This is a genomic window from Pseudomonas anatoliensis (assembly GCF_017976235.1).
Taxonomy (GTDB): domain Bacteria; phylum Pseudomonadota; class Gammaproteobacteria; order Pseudomonadales; family Pseudomonadaceae; genus Aquipseudomonas; species Aquipseudomonas anatoliensis.
This window is the reverse complement of the sequence record NZ_JACVHC010000001.1, coordinates 443,755-460,418: the sequence shown is the minus strand read 5'-3', so window position 1 is coordinate 460,418 and position 16,664 is coordinate 443,755. Positions and strand designations below refer to the sequence as shown.

At 58.6% G+C, this 16,664-nt stretch carries 15 protein-coding genes; 8 read left to right on the top strand and 7 right to left on the bottom strand.

Annotated elements, in window-relative coordinates; all coding sequences use genetic code 11:
* Positions 1-6 precede the first annotated feature (6 nt).
* The 4 genes from ICA16_RS02015 to ICA16_RS02000 all read left to right on the top strand — a co-directional run bounded on the left by ICA16_RS02015 (position 7) and on the right by ICA16_RS02000 (position 4,696).
* Entirely contained in the window at positions 7-900 is an 894-nt protein-coding gene (locus ICA16_RS02015; protein WP_210699802.1) for a hypothetical protein, read from the top strand.
* A gap of 96 nt (positions 901-996) precedes the next feature.
* Positions 997-2,001 (top strand): carbon-nitrogen hydrolase family protein, encoded by a 1,005-nt coding sequence (locus tag ICA16_RS02010; protein WP_210699801.1) that lies wholly within the window; start codon positions 997-999, stop codon positions 1,999-2,001.
* 131 nt (positions 2,002-2,132) lie between these two features.
* A complete protein-coding gene (locus ICA16_RS02005) occupies positions 2,133-4,142 on the top strand; it encodes a type VI secretion system Vgr family protein (RefSeq protein ID WP_210699800.1) in 2,010 nt (669 codons plus the stop codon).
* Positions 4,143-4,153: 11 nt separating this feature from the next.
* Positions 4,154-4,696 (top strand): toxin-antitoxin system YwqK family antitoxin, encoded by a 543-nt coding sequence (locus ICA16_RS02000; RefSeq protein WP_210699799.1) that lies wholly within the window; start codon positions 4,154-4,156, stop codon positions 4,694-4,696.
* A 142-nt stretch (positions 4,697-4,838) separates the two neighbouring features.
* Here the strand turns inward: ICA16_RS02000 and ICA16_RS01995 are convergent, their stop codons facing one another.
* Positions 4,839-5,234: a DUF4280 domain-containing protein gene (locus ICA16_RS01995; RefSeq protein ID WP_210699798.1), complete on the bottom strand. Its 396-nt coding sequence runs from the start codon at positions 5,232-5,234 to the stop codon at positions 4,839-4,841.
* Between the two features lie 190 nt (positions 5,235-5,424).
* On the opposite strand from ICA16_RS01995, the gene ICA16_RS01990 reads away from it, so the two are divergent.
* Together ICA16_RS01990 and ICA16_RS01985 are read left to right on the top strand one after the other, a co-directional pair.
* Positions 5,425-6,492, top strand: coding sequence for a phosphotransferase family protein (locus tag ICA16_RS01990; RefSeq protein WP_210699797.1), 1,068 nt, complete (start codon positions 5,425-5,427; stop codon positions 6,490-6,492).
* A 38-nt stretch (positions 6,493-6,530) separates the two neighbouring features.
* Positions 6,531-7,298, top strand: coding sequence for an SDR family oxidoreductase (locus ICA16_RS01985; protein ID WP_042559635.1), 768 nt, complete (start codon positions 6,531-6,533; stop codon positions 7,296-7,298).
* A gap of 181 nt (positions 7,299-7,479) precedes the next feature.
* On the opposite strand, the gene ICA16_RS01980 is transcribed toward ICA16_RS01985, so the two are convergent.
* The 6 genes from ICA16_RS01980 to ICA16_RS01955 form a co-directional block, all read right to left on the bottom strand.
* Positions 7,480-7,701, bottom strand: a complete 222-nt coding sequence (locus ICA16_RS01980; RefSeq protein ID WP_210699796.1) for a hypothetical protein — start codon at positions 7,699-7,701, stop codon at positions 7,480-7,482.
* Between the two features lie 947 nt (positions 7,702-8,648).
* Entirely contained in the window at positions 8,649-8,906 is a 258-nt protein-coding gene (locus tag ICA16_RS01975) for a DUF1652 domain-containing protein (protein ID WP_150602881.1), read from the bottom strand.
* Between the two features lie 136 nt (positions 8,907-9,042).
* A complete protein-coding gene (locus tag ICA16_RS01970) occupies positions 9,043-10,539 on the bottom strand; it encodes a helix-turn-helix transcriptional regulator (protein ID WP_210553015.1) in 1,497 nt (498 codons plus the stop codon).
* A 299-nt stretch (positions 10,540-10,838) separates the two neighbouring features.
* Positions 10,839-11,723: a LysR substrate-binding domain-containing protein gene (locus tag ICA16_RS01965; RefSeq protein ID WP_210699795.1), complete on the bottom strand. Its 885-nt coding sequence runs from the start codon at positions 11,721-11,723 to the stop codon at positions 10,839-10,841.
* Positions 11,724-11,729: 6 nt separating this feature from the next.
* Positions 11,730-13,940, bottom strand: coding sequence for a xanthine dehydrogenase family protein molybdopterin-binding subunit (locus ICA16_RS01960; RefSeq protein ID WP_210699794.1), 2,211 nt, complete (start codon positions 13,938-13,940; stop codon positions 11,730-11,732).
* Positions 13,940-14,404, bottom strand: coding sequence for a (2Fe-2S)-binding protein (locus ICA16_RS01955; RefSeq protein ID WP_150602885.1), 465 nt, complete (start codon positions 14,402-14,404; stop codon positions 13,940-13,942). The genes ICA16_RS01960 and ICA16_RS01955 overlap by 1 nt, the downstream gene beginning before the upstream one ends.
* Before the next feature lie 118 nt (positions 14,405-14,522).
* Here ICA16_RS01955 and ICA16_RS01950 point away from each other — a divergent pair, with 118 nt between their 5' ends.
* On the top strand, positions 14,523-15,413 hold the full coding sequence (locus ICA16_RS01950; protein ID WP_210699793.1) for a LysR substrate-binding domain-containing protein: 891 nt from the start codon (positions 14,523-14,525) through the stop codon (positions 15,411-15,413).
* A gap of 318 nt (positions 15,414-15,731) precedes the next feature.
* Positions 15,732-16,661, top strand: a complete 930-nt coding sequence (locus ICA16_RS01945; protein ID WP_042559644.1) for an amidohydrolase family protein — start codon at positions 15,732-15,734, stop codon at positions 16,659-16,661.
* Positions 16,662-16,664: the final 3 nt, after the last annotated feature.

The window sequence follows — 16,664 nt, the reverse complement described above, 5'->3', positions numbered from 1 at the left end:
GCTCAATTGGCCAAATATATTGTTTTTAGCCGTGCGACAAACGACATCCAGATTACCTCCGATAAAAACGAGGATTACATCAGTGAAAATATCTACTTCACCGGCTATTGTTTCCCGGTCTGGTTTGACAAAGATGATAAAGCTGCACTGGATCAGATAAAGCCACTCATAAAAGTTCGCAGCGACCCACTACTTAAGGACGTGGAAGTGGTGTGCGATCAATTGATTGCGAAATACCCTGGATCAGGTTTCCTTTCCTTGGGCGCCAGCCCAAAACTGGTCAAGTGGCGAATGAAACAAAAAGGCGTCACCGTAAAAGCAGTGAATGTCAGCTCTATTGCCATCGGTGCGACTCCCTCACTGGCATTCACCACCTATCTGAACGGAAAACTTCCCACCCTGCCGAAAGATAAGCCCATTGTTGTGTTCGATTTCACGGACAGCGGAGCCAGCCTGTACCAAGTCAAAAGAAACGTGCAGGCTCTAGTGCCCGGTACCGAGGTAAAGACTGTTGCAGTAGGCCACTCGGAGAAACTGCTGAAGGGAATCAATAGAACATACAAAGACGATCTCGATCATATCTTCAACGAGACCATTCCCACTCTGTCGCGATTGCTATTCACCCAATCGACGAAAGGAACACTAGGACGTGCCAAGCCGAAAAACCCTTATGGCTCGTGGGCACAAAGCAATCGCGGGGCGGATCCAACGGCGGAACAGTATCGGCAGGCCAAAATTCAGTATCAGGCAGCCTTTACGGCAGGACGGTTTTTCTTCACGGAGGAGAATTTGATTGAGATCGTCACGACCATCGCCGAACAAACCGCCCCGGCCGAGGATGGTGCCGACGACTTTGAGGGAGGTTACGCAAGCGGTGACGATCATGACACGTTCTTTTAACGACGGAGCCTCTGGCGAATCAAGGCAGAACACGCGTACCACCGCGTGCCCCGATTTTTTCCCCGCCTATTTCTCCCTGGACAACAGGAGACAAAAATGACCAGCTGCTATTTTGCTCTCATGCAACGCCATCCCTTTCGAAAACAGGGCAACACCCTCCCGGCCGACTCTTACGCGCAACCGGAAATACGTGTTCAGCAAATTGAGGAGATGATCAAAAACGCCGAAGTCAGTATCACTTCCGAAAGTCTGCCGGCTCCAGATGTCAAAATAGCGATATGTCCAGAGCATTTCCTTGCACGACAGCATGGAAAAAAAATCGCCAGACCGACAGACGGAAGGTTTTTCAATGAAATGCACGAAGTAATACCCATACTCCAACAACTAACCTTGATCAGTCGGAGCAGACCTGACTGGTTGATTATCCCAGGCAGCATTACCGTGTTCGGTCTTAACCCTGTCAAATCAGGGGATCTGGAAAAAGACATTCTATACACCCACGACATGCTAACCAAGACAAATGACGCCGGTCATAACGCCACAATGCAGAATATTGCCTTACAGAAAGAACTGGACGTGACGCATTCATATTTAAAAAAACAAGGCGAACAGTTACTTCGACCGTGCTACAACATTGCCCCCATTTATCTTGCAGGAACAATAATAAAAATCAGACGAAAAAAGTTTGAAGCCTACGGAGAACAAGGCAGCCTCGACCTTATCGGTGAAGGGTCGGAGGCGGGTTTTTTCCCGATGAGCGATCCAAAGGCGGTTTTTGAGTTCAAAGGGCTGACCATAGGTGTTGAAATTTGTGTGGAACATGAACACGGTTTACTGAAATCCGAAGCACCTGATGGTCTTGATTTGCACATCCTTATTTCAAATGAGGTCACCCCCTTCACCGAACACGCAGCGCTTAAAGCAAACGGCGCGCTTGTGCATGTAGATACAAATTCCACGGGGGTTTACAGAAAAAACGAGCTGGTGGGTGCCTCTAACCCATGGGACTTCATCCCAAAAAACCACAGCGTACAAAAAAGTCATTTCGTCCGACAAAATGTTGGCGTCGAGGATGCTATTAGATTAGAGCTCGGAAAATGAACGCTCTTTTTGTTGTTTCTTGTCGAGATCTATCAGGCGAACGCAGTCTGTCAACGAATATCTCGTGCAAGAATTCGCGAAAAACATAACGCCGCTGTTTGGTACGGAATGCTTTTATTCGAGAGCACACTATGCCCCGCTCAACAGACTGCAATACCAGTATTTCACTGACCGCCTCTTCGCTGTCGGCGCTTTACCCTGAGTCGCTGACCGGCGACGAATCGCTCAATCTGTTGGGTGTACAAATCCTCAACGGCCTTAACGACGGCGCCTCGCTCACTCTGAGCAGCGCTATTGCCACACACGTCACCACCACCTTGCACAACGATGCGCAACTGCGTCCTTTCGATGCGCTGGTAGCGGAAATCCGCCAACTGCCGGCCGATGCCACCGCCGAGCGCTATCAACTTGTACTCAGGCCGTGGCTGTGGTGGTTGACGCTGGCAAGCAATAACCGCGTATTCCAGAACCTCGCCACCTCGGACATTGTCACCACGATCTTCAAGGCCCACGGTTTCACCGATTTCAAACTGTCGCTGACCGGCAGCTACACCCCGCGTGAATACTGCGTGCAGTACGGCGAAACCGATTTTGCCTTCGTCTCGCGCTTGCTCGAGGAGGAAGGTATTTTCTGGTTTTACACCCACGATGCCGGCAAGCACACGCTGGTTTTGGGCGATAGCAACGATGCCTTCGTACAGATTCCCAACGGCCCGACAGTCAGTTATCTGGGGCAAGGATTGGGCGAGCGTGAGTTGCACGGCATCCGTTCCGGGCAGGTGTGTTTGCAAGCGGTAGCCGGGGTGTATCGGGCGACGGATTATGAATTCACCACGCCGACCACCTCGCTGTACGACCAGGCTGAAGCGGTGGCCGGGCCGCTTTCAATGTATGAACATCCGGGCGGTTACAACGCCAAGGCGCGCGGCGATGCGTTGACCAAGCAGCGAGTCGACGGCCTGCGCAGTGAGGAAAAACGCTTTGTTGGTGAGAGCGACTGCCGTTGGTTGGTTCCGGGGCACTGGTTCACTCTCGACGGCCATGATGATGCGAGTCTGAATATCGATTGGGTAGTGACGCGGGTGACCCATGACGTCAGTCACGAGCGCTATCGCAACCGTTTCGAAGCGATTCCCAAAGCCACTCCGTTCCGTCCGCAGCGGGTCACGCCGAAACCACGGATGCACCCACAAACGGCGATTGTCGTGGGCAAGTCCGGCGAGGAAATCTGGACCGACGAATACGGCCGGATCAAGTTGCAGTTCCCGTGGGATCGCGATGGCAATAATGACGAAACCAGTTCCTGTTGGGTGCGCGTGGTATTGCCGTGGAGCGGCAAAGGGTTCGGCATGCAGTTCATTCCGCGGATCGGCCAGGAAGTCATCGTGACCTTTATCGACGGCGATCCGGATCGGCCGCTGGTGACCGGTTGCGTCTACAACGGCGACAACGCCCTGCCTTACGCGCTGCCGGCCAATCAGACGCAATCGGGGATCAAGACGCAGTCGTCCAAGGGTGGCGGCGGCTTCAACGAGTTGCGTTTCGAAGACAAAAAAGACGCCGAAGAGGTGTTTTTGCAGGCGCAGAAAGATCTGAATATCAACGTGCTCAACGACACCACCGCCACCGTCGGCCACGACGAAACCCTCACCGTGCAGAACGCCCGCACGCGCACGGTCAAGGACGGCGACGAAACCGTGACCCTGGAGAAAGGCAAACGCAGTGTGACCATCCAGACCGGCAGCGACAGCCTCGATGTGAAAGACAGCCGCACGGTGACGGTCGGTGCCGATCAGAACCACAGCACCGCCGGCAACTACACCGACAAAGTCACTGGCGATTACAGCCTGACCGTGGACGGCAACCTGACCATCAAAGTCAGCGGCACCCTGACCCTGCAAAGCGGTGGCAGCTTCACGATCAAGAGCGGCGCTGACCTGGCGACTTCGGCCAGTACCTCGATCACCCACAAGGCCGGCACCGCCCTGACCAATCAGGCTGGGACTTCACTGGACAACAAGGCCGGTACCACGCTGACCAACGACGCCGGCATCAGCCTGACCAACAAGGGCGCGGCCTCACAGACCGTCGATGGCGGCGGCATGCTGACCATCAAGGGCGGCTTGGTGCAGGTCAACTGACGAGAGACGCCATGGCGATCACACCACTGGATCTGCACCAGGATGACAAGCAACTCAAGGGCCGTTTGCAGGAAGGTCAGCTTGAGGGGCCGCTGAACATCAAGGATGACGGGCGCAAGCAGGCGGATTTGCAGTACAGCCACGGTGAATTGCAGGGTACTTCCCTGCTCTATCACCCCAACGGCAAGGTTTCGGCGCAGATGCCCTTCGTGCGCGACAAGCTGCAAGGGGTGGCGAGTTTTTATGCGCCTGAGGGTTGGTTACAGCGCAAGGCGACGTATCGGCGCGGGTTGCTGCATGGCGAGGCGTTCAATTACTTCCCCGACGGGCAAGTGGCGGAGGCCGAGTTCTATCGCGACGGGGTCCGTGAGGGGCGCTATCAACGTTTTCATTCGAACGGGAAAACCGCGGTAGAAGCACGGTACGTGAATGGGCAGTTGTTGGAGCCGGAGCAAGGGTTTGCCGAGGATGGGCGGCCGTTGGGGGCGGATGGCAAGCCGATTTCGCGGGTGCGCTGGTGGTATCAGCGCTGGATGGATCCGCAGCAGGCCTGAGGTTTTTCGGGTGACTGGAACGGCCCTTCGCGAGCAGGCTCGCTCCCACAGTTGATTGCATCGCTTTGCACTTGAAATGCACTCCACTGCTGAAAGACATCTCCCTGTAGGAGCTGCCGAAGGGGTGGTTGGTACTTCGGGGTCACGGAATCAACATCTGCATCTGCCCCGGCACGACAATCTTGATCACCCCCGCCCAGTTGCACATCAACGTGCTATTGGCGTCGATTGCCGGCATCCCGCCCAACAACAAGGTCGGCGCTCCACCGGGAATCCACGGTGTGGCCGTCGCCGGAATGCACGGCATCGGCGTCAACACCCCCAATGCCGCCGTGGTCGCCGCCGCCACCATCGGATTGGCCAAACTCATGCACACCCCGAACGGCAGAATGTTCACCAGCGGAATGTGATCCATGATGTTCGCCGCCGGTAATCCGCCGGTCAGCGTGCGGTTGACTGGCAACACGTTGAGCATCGCCGGCGCGGCGCCGAAGCTGCATTGCAATGTGGCGGTGGCACAGACTTGCGGACAGCCCATTTGCAGCCTCCTTCAGGGACACGACATACCCGCTAAACCTTAGTCTGCCACGGCCCGTCCTGCACATTCCCAAAGGTGATTATCCGGCAACACGCTAACCTATAAGACCGACCCGCGCTTGTGACCGACCGGGCGCACCATTAGATTAGCCAATGATGTCTGGCCTCCAAAATAAGCAGAAGGGATAAGCATGGCGCTTACTGACCAGTCCACCCGTATCCGCTCTGGCGAAGAACTCGATGCCAGCCTGATCGATCCGTACCTCAAGGCACACATTCCGGGCCTGAGCGGCTCCCCGGCGATCAGCCAGTTTCCCGGTGGTGCGTCGAACCTGACTTATCTGCTGGAATACCCGCAGCAGGAGTTCGTCCTGCGCCGGCCGCCGTTCGGCCACAAGGCCAAATCCGCCCACGACATGGGCCGCGAATTCCGCATCCTCAATCAACTGCGAGACGGCTTCCCGTACTGCCCCAAAGCCTATGTGCACTGCACCGACGAATCGGTGATCGGCGCCGAGTTCTACGTGATGGAGCGGGTCAACGGAATCATCCTGCGTTCAGAACTGCCGTCGGAACTGGGCCTCGATTCGGCGAAAACCGAAGCGCTGTGCAAGGGCTTCATCGACCGCTTCGTTGAACTGCACCAGGTCGACTACAACGCCTGCGGTCTGGGCGATCTGGGCAAACCCGAAGGCTACGTTGCCCGCCAGATCAAAGGCTGGAGCGAACGCTACGAAAAAGCCCTGACCCCGGATGCGCCGCACTGGGAAGCAGTCAAAGCCTGGCTCAACGAGAAGATGCCAGCCGACCACCCGACCTCGAGCATCGTCCACAACGACTATCGCTTCGACAACGTCATCCTCGACCCGCAAAACCCGATGCAGATCATTGGCGTACTCGACTGGGAGCTGACGACCCTGGGCGATCCGCTGATGGATCTGGGCAACACCCTCGCCTACTGGATTCAGGCGGACGACCCGGCACCGGTGCAACTGATGCGCCGCCAGCCAAGCCACGCACCGGGCATGCTGACCCGCCGCGAGTTCGTCGACTACTACGCCGAGCGTTCGGGCATCCAGATCGACAATTTCGACTTCTACTACACCTACGGCCTGTTCCGCCTGGCCGGCATCGTGCAGCAGATCTACTACCGCTTCTACCATGGCCAGACCCAGGACAAACGCTTCGCGCAGTTCATTCACATGAACAAACTGCTGGAGCAGATGAGCTTGCAGGTCATCCAGAAATCCAGCCTCTGATCCAGGCCCTCCAACAAGACTTTTCACAAGGGAATCCCATGTCCAAGACTCAGTTGTTCGACCTCGACGGCAAGATCGCTTTCGTCTCCGGCGCCAGCCGTGGCATTGGTGAAGCCATCGCCAAACTGCTGGCCCAGCAAGGCGCCCACGTGATCGTCTCGAGCCGCAAACTCGACGGCTGCCAACATGTCGCCGACGCGATCATCGCCGCTGGCGGCAAAGCCACTGCGGTTGCCTGCCACATCGGTGAAATGGAGCAGATCAGCCAGGTGTTCGCCGGGATCAAGGAACAGTTCGGGCGCCTGGATATTCTGGTCAACAACGCCGCGACCAACCCGCAGTTCTGCAATGTGCTGGACACCGACCTCGGCGCTTTCCAGAAGACCGTCGACGTGAACATTCGCGGCTACTTCTTCATGTCCGTGGAAGCGGGCAAGCTGATGCGCGAAAACGGCGGTGGCAGCATCATCAACGTCGCGTCGATCAACGGTATTTCGCCGGGCGTGTTCCAGGGCATCTATTCGGTGACCAAAGCGGCGGTGATCAACATGACCAAGGTCTTCGCCAAGGAGTGCGCGCAATTCGGCATCCGCTGCAACGCCCTGCTACCGGGTCTGACCGACACCAAGTTCGCCTCGGCACTGGTGAAAAACGACGCGATCCTCAAGCAAGCATTGACGCAGATCCCGCTCAAGCGCGTGGCGGATCCGAGTGAAATGGCTGGGGCGGTTTTGTATCTGGCGAGTGATGCGTCGAGCTACACCACAGGGGTTTCGCTGAATGTGGATGGTGGTTTCCTGTCCTGATTTTCGATCGTGATCCCTGTAGGAGCTGCCGAAGGCTGCGATCTTTTGATCTTGCTGTTAAAGATCAAAAGATCGCAGCCTTCGGCAGCTCCTACAGGGGTAAGGGGTTAGCCTGCGAGTTTGGGCAACTGCCAGCCAAAGTGCACCGCCAGCAACAGCCGAGACCTGCGCCCCGCCGGCGTTATTGAGTGACGCAACGGGTAGTGGTGATGTGCCGAGTCACCTGCTCGTCGACATAAGCATCGCCCGCCACCTCAGTGTTCTCGATGACCTGACAAGTACGTTCCGGCGGTGGAGGTGGCGCCACGGGTTGAGGCGGCGGCGGACTGGCACAACCGGCCAACAACGCCACACCAAAAGCCAACGACAACGGCGAACACACGCGTTTCCCAAGACTGTTCATAGGACGACCCGCGATAAAAGGGAGACAAACTTCCGCGACCGAACCGACCACGGAAAACCTGACCACTCATTCTTTATAGACGAGACCTTCGTGAGCGCCAGTAAACCGGTGGTATGCGGGGACATTGGCTGTCGATTTTGCTTTGGAGTTCGAGAGATCAAGGCTCAAATCTCTCGTCGCCGGTGAAGCCGCCATCGCTGGCAAGCCAGACTCCCACAGGGATTGAGTACATCTGCTGGAAATTAGCTGGCTGTCAGGCCTCATCGCCAGCAGGCTGGCTCCTACAGGGATTGAGTACACCCCTGGCAGATACAGGTCGGCTGTCAGGCCGCTATCGCCAGCAGGCTAGCTCCCACAGTTGCACCCGGGTACACAAGCCCAGAGGCCGCCATCGCTGGCAAGCCAGCTCCCACAAGGATTTGAGTACACCTGACAGACACAGGTCGGCTGTCAGGCCGCCATCGCCAGCAGGCTGGCTCCCACAGAAAAGCAAAAACACACCCCCCCACCACCCTCGCTTCTAACCACTCAACACAATGAGCGTTAGCTCGAGTGCAGCTCTTGATCTAAAGGCCCGTCGGGAGGCTGAGTGGAGGGATTCATCCGGGGAGGACATCGAAAGGAGGTGCAGCGAAGCAAACCGGAATCGATGCCCCGGATGGATTCCGGAGCGAAGGAACCCCGAGCTTTAGCGAGCGGGCCGGACGTCAGGGCACAGACCTTTTGGTTACTTTTGGGGCGTTTGCCAAAAGTGACCCGCCGTAAGGGCGGAACCCCAATCCGCCATCACCAAAAAACCGGATATTCACCCAAAACCACCAAGAACATGGTCGGCCCAGAGGCCGCCATCGCTGGCAAGCCAGCTCCCACAGGGATTGAGTACATCTGACAGACACATGGCGACTGACCGGACGCCATCGCTGGCAAGCCAGCTCCCACACACATGCCTAGGCCAAATCAGCATCCCGCGAAGAGCGCAAAGAATTACTCTCCAATTCATACCGCAATTCATCGATCAAAGCCGCCACCGACTCAGGCGTACGCAAGGCATTCAGCTTCAACCCACTGATCACCAGATCCACCTGCCCCGACACCGGGTGATAAAGCTTCACCGTCAGCGAATGATCCCCATCCACCGAACACTCACACGCCAGCGGCGCAAAACTGTGCTCAAGCTGGGCGCGCAACTGCGCAAGATTCATCATTGAGGCCATTCCTTAATCCGTTTCGAAGGGGCACGATCCCAAGCCAGAAAAGGCTCGTACCGCACCCCAACAGACTAAAAAAAGCCTCCTCGCCCCAACACATCAATTTGCACCCTTCCCACTAGTGCATTTGCACCTAACGTTGCCCCTTGGTGCGCCACTCACCGGAAAACAGCCCACGCTCCCGCGCCCACACGATCGCCTCACTGCGGCTATGCACATCGAGCTTGGAATACACCGTCGCCACATGATTACGCACAGTGTTCGGCGCCAGTTTTAGCCGCGCCGCAATCTCCTTGTCCGCCAGGCCTTCGCAGATCAGGCCAAGCACATCACGTTCCCGTGCCGTCAGATCGGTGAACGACACGCTCGGCAATTGCGGTGAATTGATGTTCTTCACATTCGCCAGTTTTTCGATCAGCGTACGACTGAACCAAGAGGCGTCTTTCATCACCTCCTCAATCGCCGCCACCAGTTCAAGCTCGGTGCGTTTGCGCTCGGTGATGTCCATCAGCACCAGCAAGTAGCACGGTATGTCGTGAATGTTGACGGTATCGGCGGACACAGCGCATTCCAGGATGTCCGCATCCTTTTTGCGCACGCGCAAATCTACCCGGTCTACCCGACCGCTTTTTGCCAGCGCCGTCAGCAGGCGGTTGCGGGCGCCCTCGTCGGCGATGAAGTCCAGTTGCGTCACGGTTTTGCCCAATACGTCATCACTGGTATAAGCCAGGGAATCGAGGAAAGCCTGATTGACGTCCATGATCTGCTGCTCGTCGGCCGTGCAAATCAGAATCGGCACCGGGGTCAGTCGAAAAGCCGTGGCGAAGCGTTCCTCGCTCTGGCGCAGCGCCACCTCAGCCCGGCGGCGCAGCTCCACATCAACGAAGGAAAACAGCATGCACTGCTCGTCGTTGAGCAACAGGGGTTGCCCGGCGACAATCACTTGCTTGCTGCTGCCGTCAGGCAGGCGCAGCTCGGCCTGCATCTGCGGAATGGTCGCGACGTCGCGCAGGCGCTGGATGGCCAGATCTCTTTTCTCGGCATGCTCGAAAATGTCTATTTCATAGGCCGAAGTGCCGATCACTTGTTCGCGGGTATAGCCAGTCATCTCCAGAAACCCTGGATTGACCTTGATGTAACGCAAGTCGCTGAGACGGCAGATCACCGCAGGCGCCGGGTTGGCGTTGAAGGTTTTTTCGAAACGCAGCTCTGCGTTGGCCCAATCGGTGACGTCGCTCATGATCAACACCAGCGACTCCGGCTGCCCTTCGCGGTCGGTCAGCACCATGCTGCGCACGCTGTGAACCCAGACACGCTCCGGATCATCCACCGCGAACACCTCGATCAAAACGTCGCTGAAGACTTCGCAACGCGCAACACGGCTGATCGGGTAACTCTCGGGCGGCACCAGATGGTTATTGCGATAGCGCAAACTAAAGCGCTTGGCGTACTCGTCGGCATTCACGCCCAACTCACCAATCCGGCTGACACCGTGCATGGCCAGCGCTGCTTCGTTGGCCCAGAGGATGCTCTGATCAAGTTCAAGCAAAATCACACCGTCGGACAGCCCGGCGATGATCTGCTGTAACTGACGACGATTGGTTTCGCGGGTCAGGACTTCCTGGCTCATTGGATCTCCACAAGTGATACGCCCATGTGAAGGTTACGACCGCACGGCACCGTGATCGTGCGCCGCTATTTTGCACAACACACATCCCCTGTATTCGCACGACAGACATCCCCTGTATTCGCACGACACACATCCCCTGTACTCGCACGACACGCATCCCCTGTACTCGCACGACACGCATACCCTGTACTCGCACGACACGCATACCCTGTAGGAGCTGCCGAAGGCTGCGATCTTTTGATCTTGTTTTTAAAAACCAAAGTCAAAAGATCGCAGCCTTCGGCAGCTCCTACAGGGGTTTAGGGGTTTTCGCGCAATTCACGCAAGGTATCGAGAAACAGCTTGAGCACCGGCGAAGCATCGTCCGCGCGATAGGTGGCGTACAACGGCACTTCCGGCAACGCCGGGGTCAAGTTGCGGAACACCAGTCCCGCCGGCGCCAACTGTTCGATGGACGCTGGCAACAGCGACACGCCAAAACCCGCACGCACCAGGCTGAGCAGGGTCTGCACCTCGATCACTTGCTGACGGATCTGCGGCGTGAAGCCGGCCTGAATGCAGCACTGGTAGAGGAAATTGGCAAACCGTGACTGCTTCAGCTCCAGCGCGACAAACGGCTCCAGCGCCAGATCCGCCGGGGCCAACACTTCGCGGCCAGCCAACGGATGATCCGCTGGCATCACCACATGAATCGGCTCGTAGATCAGCAATTCATTGCGCAGTTGCGGGTCGTCATAGCCCACGCGGAACACACAGGCGTCGATGCGTTTCTCCTTCAATGCCTTGACCTGCGCCGCCGGGGTCATTTCATGCAAACGCCAGGTGACTTGCGGATAGCGCTCGCGAAAAAGATGCAGCGCCTTGGGCAGCACGCCGACCATCACCGAGCTGATCATGCCGATTTCCAGCTCACCGAGCTGCCCGCGCCCGGTTTGCCGGGTCAGGTCCAGGGCGCGTTCAAGCTGTTCGAACACCAGCGGCGCCTGCTCCTTGAGCATCTGCCCCGCTGCGGTCAGCTCGACGCGATGATGACTGCGCTCGAACAGCGGCGTGCCGAGTTCCTCTTCCAGCAGACGAATCTGTTGGCTCAACGGCGGCTGACAGATGTGCAGCCGCTCGGCGGCACGGCCGAAATGCAGCTCATCGGCCAGGGCCATGAAATACCGCAGCAGACGCAGGTCCATGGCCGCTTACCCCAAACTCAACGGTGTCGAGCGCTGCCGCACGCCGGTCAGTGCGAACAGCGCATTGGCGATAGCCGGCACCACGGACGGGCTGCCCAGTTCACCAACGCCGCCGGGTTTACTCGGCTCACCGTCCAGCACAACGATGTCGGTGGCCGGCATGTCGGACATGCGCGCAACGCGATAGTCGTGGAAATTGCTCTGCACCACCCTGCCCTGTTTGATATCGAGCTTGTCAAACAACGCATGCCCCAAGCCCCACATCAGGCCGCCGTAGATCTGTTCCTCGACACCGCCCGGCGACACGGCCAAGCCACAATCGACCACGCAGGTGAGTTTCTCGACGCGGGCCTTGCCGTCTACCGTCGTAACTCGCGCTACCACTGCGATAAAACTGGTGTAACCCTGATTGGTCGCGATCCCCAGGGCCGTGCCCGGCGGCAACGGTTGGCCCCATCCGGCGCGCTCGGCGGCCTGCTTGAGCACCGCTACATGGCGCGGCCGCTCCTGCATGTTGGCCAGGCGGAATGCCAGCGGATCGGCACCGGCCGCGTGGGCCAGTTCGTCCATGAAGCTTTCCACGGCGAACACGTTTGGAATGAAACTCACCGAGCGATACCAACCGCTGGGCACGTTGCTTTCGTGCTTGACCCAATTCAGTTGCAGATGCGGTGGACGGTAGGCGAAGTCCCACGCTGTGATGGCTTCGGTGGTGCTGTAATCCATGTGATCCGGGCGCTGGAAGTAACCCGGTTCCCACTGCTCCGGCGAGGCGGGCGACACCGCGTGCAATTGCAATGCGCTGAGTATCCCCTGAGCGTCCAGCGCACCTTTGATCCGGTTCAGCGTTGCCGGGTGATAGAACAGCGCGTGCATTTCGTCTTCGCGGCTGTTGAGCAGCTTCACCGGCACAGCGGTTTTCTGCGCCAGATAGGCCACTTCGAACAACCAGTATTTGGCCTCCCGCGCACCAAAACTGCCGCCAGAGACCAACTCATGGATGGTCACGTTGGCCTTGTCGATCCCACACACGGTTCGCGCCGCTTCCAGCGCCGAGGACGGCACCTGCACGCCGCCCCAATAGGTGATGGCCTTGTCTTTCACTTGTGCGGTGATGCAGATCGGTTCCAGCGGGTTTTGCACCTTGTAGGGCATGGTGTAATCGGCTTCGAGCAGTTGCGCTGCGCCCGCCCATTGCCCGGCGACATCGCCTTGAGTCATGGCGTTGACGACTTGCGCTTGCGGATCGCCGATGGCTTTGGCTTGCGCGCTGAACAACTGGTCGCTGTCGAACCCGGCCAGCGCCGAATCACTCCACTGGATGTCCAGTAGCTTGCGCCCCTCCTGCGCCGCCCAGTACGTATCGGCCAACACCGCGACACCTTCCAGATTGCCGCCAAGCACGTCGGGCCGCCCGGGAATCGCGATCACTTTGCGCACGCCGGGCACCCGTAACGTTGCCGCCGAGCCCACGCTGAGCACTTTTGCTCCCACAACCGGCGCACGCTGGATCACCGCCACCAGCATCCCCGGCAACTGCACGTCGATGCTGTACTTGAACTGGCCGCAGACCTTGGCCGCCGCGTCGCGTTTATGGCGTAATTTACCGATGTACTTGAACTGCGACGGATCCTTCAGCGTGACCTTGTCGGGTGCCGGCAGATGCGCCGCCACGCCGACGAGTTCGCCGTAACCCAGGCTGCGTTTGCTCGTTGGATGAACGACCCGACCTTCCTCGGTGGAACAACTCTCGGGGCTGACTTTCCACTGCCTGGCCGCCGCCGTGATCAGCAACGCCCGCGCCGTGGCACCGGCCATACGCAAGCGGTCGTACTCCAGCGAAACGCTGGTGCTGCCGCCCGTGGAGAAGACTTTCCAGATCGGATGAATGTAGGTTTCGAAGAACGGATCTTCCGGAGTAATCACCTGAACGGTCATCGGATTTACGTCCAACTCCTCGGCCACGCACGCGGCTAGCGCGGTATGCGTACCGGTGCCGGAATCGTGCTTGTGCACCACCAGTTTCACCGTGCCATCGGGCAACACGCGCACCCAGGCATTGGGCTCGAATTCGCTGGCCGGGGCCGGGGCCTTCGGGTCTGTCGCCATGCCGCTCGGCAGATACAGGGCAATCGCCAGACCTGACGCGACCGTGACCGCTTGTTTGAGAAACACCCGGCGCGGCAGCTCGGCACAGCTATCATCGAGAAGGCTCATCAAGCCTCCTTCGGCGCAGTCGCCGCGCGTTTGATGGCTTTGTTGATGCGCCCGTAGGTGCCGCAGCGGCAGATGTTGCCGGACATGGCGTTGCGGATCGAATCATCAGTGACTGCCGCGCCAGTGTTGAGCAACGCCGCCGCCGACATGATCTGCCCCGATTGACAGTAGCCGCATTGCGGCACATCTTCGGCGACCCAGGCCAGTTGCAACGGATGGTTTTGCGTCGGCGACAAGCCTTCGATGGTGGTGATGCTGTGGCCCGCGACGGCGGCCAGCGGCAACTGGCAGGAACGCACGGCTACACCGTCCAGATGCACGGTGCAGGCACCACACAGGCCCATGCCACAACCGAATTTGGTGCCGGTGAGTTTCAACTGATCACGCAAGACCCATAACAAGGGCATGGAGGGGGACGCCTCATCCAGCTCGCGTCGTTCGCCATTTACCGTGAATGTAATCATTGTCAGGCTCCAAGAGAGCGGCCCGTCTTTGTGCGGGCCTGGTCACCGATTATTGGAAGCCACGGCAATCCCCGGCCAGCGACGATTTCTGCCAACCGGTGTAAGCAGGACTAACAACATGTACAAGCGATACCCGTCGGTGCAGTCCATGAGCGCGTTTATTCACGCGGCGCGCAGCGGCAGTTTTTCGAGCGCTGCGCGCAAACTCGATTTGACTCATAGCGCGATCAGCCAGCAGATCCGTGCGCTGGAAGATTTCATCGGCCAGCCGTTGTTCGTGCGTGAAGGTGGCGGCAGCAACCTGACGGACGCCGGGCAGTTGTTTGCCAGCGTGTTATCGGACGGGCTGGCGCAGATTGATCGGGCGTTGTCCTCGGTAAAAAACCGCAGCGTGGCGCAGCGGTTGACGCTGGATGTCGACAGTGAACTGGCGCAGAGCTGGCTCAATCCCCGCCTGCCCCAGTTGCTCGATGGCCTGCCGGATTACGAGGTGACGCTGCTGTCGATGCCGCGCAGTGATCGCAGCACGTTTGAACGGGTCGATCTGGCGTTGCGTTACGGATATGGCGATTGGGACGACTGTGAGATAACGCAAATCTGTGGCGACCGGGTGATGGCGGTGGCTTCGCCTGAGTTGCTGGAACGGCATGGTTTGCAGTTGCCATTGAGTCCGGCGCAAGTGCTTGAGTTACCGTTGCTGGGGTATACGCGGCGCTCGTGGATTCCCTGGCTGGATGCTGCCGGGATGACACCGGCCGAACCCACGGCACGGGTGATTTTTGATAACGCGGCAAATCTGATTGCCGCCGCCGAGGCTGGCGTCGGCGCGGGACTGGTGCGTGGATTACTGGCCGCCGATGCATTGCGCAGCGGACGGTTGGTGGCGCTGAACGAGGCGCAGATTGCGGCGCACTACAACCTCTACGCCGTGTGGCCACACGGGCAGGCTGAGCGCGTGGCGCCGGTGGTTGAGGTGATTAAAGAATTGGCCTTGCGTACACAAACTTGACGCTATCGCGAGCAGGCTCACTCCTACAGTTGGAATGCGTTCCCCTGTAGGAGTGAGCCTGCTCGCGATAGCGCCGGTGCAGTCTCTACAGAAGCAAAAACCAAAACCATATCGTTCAAGTATCACCACCGCGCCCAATTAATATTGTACGAACCCCTCCCCCCTTTCCAATACTCGCCCTCAGCAGCCACCCACCCGGGCCGGATGCGACCAGGCGAGGGAATGCGCGTGTCTTGCGCATAGAAATGGCCGATTGCCCGGGACGTGGTTGCCGAGAGCCGCAAGGCTCCCTTCCCCGCTATCAGGAGATCGACTTCAATGATCATCGATATCAGCTGCTATCCCACCGATCTGGTGGACCTCGCCTGGAGGCATGACGGAGACCCGTTCACCGGCGAGCGTCTGCTGGAGATGATGGATGGCCCCTACATGGTCAACGGCAAGCCTCGCCGCATCGACAAAGCCTTCATCCAGCCGCCGCAGGGCAACACCATCTACACCTGGACCGACGGCGACCTGACCGGCCGTGAATCCATCGACGCCTACATGGCCTACACCCTGAAAATGGTCCAGACCTACCCGGACCGGTTCATCGGCTGCTTCGTCTATAACCCGCGCTGCGGCGTGGAAAACGGCGTCGAGGCAATCGAGCGCTACGTCAAGGAACACGGCTTCAAGATGGTTCAGATGCAGGCCAACATGCACGCCTATCGCCCGGACCGTGCGCTGGACTGGGTGCGCCCCTGCTTCGAGAAATGCGCCGAGCTGGGCATCCCGGTCAAGCTGCACACCGGCGACGGGCCGTACAGCATCCCGTCGGAATGGGTGCCGATGATCAAGGAGTTTCCCAACGTCGATTTCATCATGGCTCACTTTGGCGTGCAGACCGGTGGCGTCTACGTGTTCGAACCGATGCAATGGGCGATGGAATTGCCCAACGTCTACTGCGAGTCGGGCTGGTGCCTGCAATCGCGGATCGTCGAATTCGCCAAGGTCCTGCCGACGCACAAAATCCTCTTCGGCACCGACACCCCGCCGAATGAACCGGGCATGTGGCTGCGTCTGCTCGAAGTGCTGTGTCATGAGCCGCCGCAGGGCCTCAACCTCGACGAAGACACCCTCGAAGAGTACCTGGGCAACAACACCGCGCGGATGATCGGCCTCGAGCCAACCCCGCCACCGCGTTCCGTTTCCGAAGCAGAGGCGCAACTCAAGCGCCCCGTCACCACTCAACTGGCCAGGAGCTGAACC